4 protein-coding genes are annotated in these 3071 nt (G+C 75.6%); 3 read left to right on the top strand and 1 reads right to left on the bottom strand.

What is annotated here, in order from left to right; genetic code table 11:
- Positions 1 to 316: endonuclease/exonuclease/phosphatase family protein (locus ABZ914_RS49385; protein WP_500201517.1), on the top strand; the 316-nt coding region annotated here is incomplete at its 5' end.
- 82 nt (positions 317 to 398) lie between these two features.
- Here the strand turns inward: ABZ914_RS49385 and ABZ914_RS49380 are convergent.
- Positions 399 to 1355, bottom strand: coding sequence for a hypothetical protein (locus ABZ914_RS49380; protein WP_500201516.1), 957 nt, complete (start codon positions 1353 to 1355; stop codon positions 399 to 401).
- Positions 1356 to 1800: 445 nt separating this feature from the next.
- On the opposite strand from ABZ914_RS49380, the gene ABZ914_RS49375 reads away from it, so the two are divergent.
- Together ABZ914_RS49375 and ABZ914_RS49370 are read left to right on the top strand one after the other, a co-directional pair.
- Entirely contained in the window at positions 1801 to 2469 is a 669-nt protein-coding gene (locus ABZ914_RS49375; RefSeq protein ID WP_433138540.1) for a lysophospholipid acyltransferase family protein, read from the top strand.
- A 3-nt stretch (positions 2470 to 2472) separates the two neighbouring features.
- On the top strand, positions 2473 to 3071 hold a 599-nt coding region (locus ABZ914_RS49370), incomplete at its 3' end, for a DUF5931 domain-containing protein (protein ID WP_500201515.1).

Here is a 3071-nt window from a genome sequence, read left to right as displayed (position 1 = left end):
GGCGCTGCTCGCCCGGGCCCGCGCCCGGTACGGCGCGCCGGTCGTGCTCGCGGGCGACGTCAACGAGGAGCCGGGCGGCCCGTCGTGGACGCTGCTCACCGAGCACTTCCAGGACGGCCACGCGACCGCCCCGGCGGGGGAGCCGCTCACCTTCTCCGCGCGCGACCCGCGCCGCCGCATCGACGGGGTGTTCGCCGACCCCGGCGTCGAGGTGGCCGGATGCGGGGTGCCGCCGGACGAGCCCGGCGACCACGTCCGCGCCACCGACCACCGCCCGCTGCGCGCCGACCTCCGCCTGCCCGCCGGGCCCGGTTAGCCGGCGCCGCCCGGACCACCGCCGGTCAGGGGGCGCCGGTCAGAGGGCGCCGGTCACAGGACACCGCCGGGACGGCCGCCGGTCAGACGACGGCTCCGTCGTCGGGGTCGCGGGGCTCGTCGCCCATCCGCAGCACGAGCGTCACGAACCCGCCGATGAACGCGGCGACCGCGAGGAACGCGGCCCAGCCGGGCACCTCCCAGTCGAGGATCACCGTGACGAGGAGGTAGACCGGGCCGCCGATCAGCGCGATCCAGGCGCCCTTGGTGAGCGGGTCCGCGCTCGGCAGCGGCGGGGGCGGCGGCGGGATGTAGTGGCCCTCGTCATCGGCGTCCGGCGGGAACTCGGGGGCCTCGTCGGCGGGCCGGATGACCCGGGCCCGCGGCAGCCGGCCCGTCCGGTCGTCGCCCTCGCGGGGCGGCGCCGGGCGCTCGTCGATGTTCTCCTGGTCGGGCCAGGGGACCTCGTCGCCCTCCGGCGCCGTGTCGAACCCCGCGACGATCGCGGCCCAGATGGCGTCCTCGTCGAGGTCGCGGCCCTTGCCGCCCTCGTCGCCCTTGCCGGACGCCCCGGACTCGCCGCCGGCCTCGCCGTCGCCGCGGCGCCCCGGCGCGTCGAACACGCCCTCGAAGGACTCGTCGAAGGACCCGTCGAGCCCCCCGTCGAGGCCGCCGTCGCGCGGGCCGTCGTGCACCCCGTCGCGCCCGGCAGGCGCGTCCGTCGCGGAGTCGGCCAGGTCGGGCTCGGAGCGGCCGTCGCCCTCGCCGCGCACGCCGGCGTCCCGCAGCCGCGCCAGATGCGCGCGCAGGATCCCCTCGGCGGCGGGCTTCATGTCGACGTCCACGTACAGCCGGTCGAGGACGTCGCCGACGGGGCCGCCGGCCGTCCCGGCGATCCCGGGCAGGCCGTCCGGCGACGCCGCGTACGCCGCCACGCCCGCCTCGCCGAGCGCCGCCAGCATCGCGTCGGCCAGATGCGGGGCGAGGTCGACCAGCGGCGCGTAGGTGTCGGCGGACAGTCCATTGCCACGGCGATTCACGGGGCCGGCTCCTTCGACGACTCCGGCGTGACCGACAGCACCGGCATGGCGGCCTCCGCTCCCCCATTGAGGTGTGCGCCCGGCCGCCCGCCGCGGTGCGCGGCGGCACTCCCGGACGACCCGAAACGTGTGTCCCACGGTATTCGCTGCGCCGCCCGGGACAAGCCCCCGGGCGCACCCGATTGAGATTTCCGTTCAGAGCCTACGTTCATCTGGGCGCGGGGTGTGCCGGACCGGCCCCGGGCACCGGGACAGTGGTGTGGGCGAGGAACCGCCGGGATGCGAAGATGTCCCATCATTACCCCCCTCGGACGGGGACTCGGTCTTGCGCGCCGCGTGCGCACGCGGCTCGGAGGAAGGTGTCGGCATGCTCTGGTTCTGGATCCTGCTGAGGGTCGTACTCTCACCCATCATGTACGGCGCATGGTGGCCGCGGAACCGGGGCATGAGGAACGTCCCCAAGCGCGGCCCCGCGCTGCTGGCGTGCAACCACCAGTCGTTCGCGGACCACTTCTTCGGCCCGCTGCCGCTGATGCGGCCGATCTTCTTCATCGGCAAGGGCGAGTACTTCACCGGCAAGGGGCTCAAGGGCCTGATCAGCAAGGGGTTCTTCACCGGGGTGGGGGTCGTCCCGGTCGACCGCACCGGCGGCCCCGAGGCGGACGCGGCGCTCCAGACGGGCCTGCGGATCCTCGGCGAGGGCAAGCTGCTCGGCATCTACCCCGAGGGCACCCGGGCGCCGGACGAGAGGCTGTACCGCGGCAAGACCGGGGTGGCGCGGCTGGCGCTGAAGTCCCGCGTCCCGGTGATCCCGATGGCGATGATCAACACCTTCAAGCTGATGCCGCCCGGGCAGCCGTACCCGCGCCTCGGCGTCCGCCCCGGCGTGCGGTTCGGCGAGCCGATGGACTTCTCCCGCTACTTCGGCCGTGAGGACGACCGCGAGGTGCTCCGCGAGGTCACCGACCAGATCATGGAGGCGATCCGGGAGCTGTCAGGGCAGGAGTACGTCGACCGGTACGCCGCCGAGGTCAAGGCCGAGATGGCCGGCAAGCCCGTCCGCCGCGTCGACGACGACGGCGACGACGGCGACGAGGGCATCGCCGAGGACTGAACCGTGCGCGACGACACCGGCGGGGGCATGGCCGGCCTGGACGCGGCGCTGTGGCGGTCCGTGGCGGTGTACCGGGCTCTGGCGCTGGTCTACGCCGCCGTCGTGATCGGCAAGAACTCCGGCGGCTACGCGCACCCGCTGGGCGGCTGGGCCGTCCTCGGGGTGCTGACCGTCTGGACGGGCGTCGCGACGCTGGCGTACCGCGACCCGTCCCGGCGCGGCTGGCCGCTGCTGTCCGCCGACCTCGCCGTCGCGTTCGGCTGCATCCTCGCGACCGCCTGGGTGGAGACACCCCACCACATCGCGACGGGCCGCCCGACGCTGCCGGTGTCGTGGGTCGCCGCGTCCGTGCTGGCCTGGGCCGTCGCGGGCGGGCGGCGGCGCGGCGTCATCGCCGCGCTCGTGCTCGGCGTCGCGAACCTGCTGGTGCACGCCGCCGCCGGGACGGCCGGCGGGATGGGCAACACCACGCTGAACGGCATCGTGCTGCTGTTCCTCGCCGGCCTGGTGGTCGGCCAGGTGGTGCGCCTCGCGCGCGAGGCGGAGGCGCGGCTGGCCCGCGCCGTCGAGCTGGAGGCGGCGACCCGGGAGCGGGAGCGGCT

The sequence above is a fragment of the Spirillospora sp. NPDC046719 genome (assembly GCF_040645715.1).
Classification (GTDB): domain Bacteria; phylum Actinomycetota; class Actinomycetes; order Streptosporangiales; family Streptosporangiaceae; genus Spirillospora.
The sequence above is the reverse complement of the archived record's forward strand: the minus strand, read 5'-3'. Positions and strand labels throughout refer to the sequence as shown.